Origin of the sequence: Streptomyces sp. GbtcB7 (assembly GCF_019091445.1) — a bacterium.
Lineage (GTDB): Bacteria > Actinomycetota > Actinomycetes > Streptomycetales > Streptomycetaceae > Streptomyces > Streptomyces mirabilis.
This window is the reverse complement of record NZ_JAGXJM010000630.1, coordinates 1-236: the sequence shown is the minus strand read 5'-3', so window position 1 is coordinate 236 and position 236 is coordinate 1. Positions and strand designations below refer to the sequence as shown.

1 protein-coding gene is annotated in these 236 nt (G+C 75.4%); it reads left to right on the top strand.

Translation table 11 applies throughout. The features are described from left to right. Nucleotides 1-236: DUF5682 family protein (locus KVT44_RS57055; RefSeq protein ID WP_217577185.1), on the top strand; the 236-nt coding region annotated here is incomplete at both ends.

Sequence of the window (236 nt, the reverse complement as noted above, 5' to 3'; positions counted from 1 at the left end):
GACGGTACGACTCCTGCGGGACGGCGGGGAGTTGGGGCAGGACGAGGCCGCGCGGCTCATGGGTCACGTGCTGTCGCCGGGTAGGGACCCGGGGGACGCGGCCGCGTGGATCGAGGGGTTCGTCGGCGGTGGCCCCGGGGGCGGGATGCTGCTCGTGCACGCCGAGCGGCTGCCCGGTCTGGTGGACGCGTGGCTGACCGGGGTGCCGACGGAGGCGCTCACCGATGTGCTGCCAC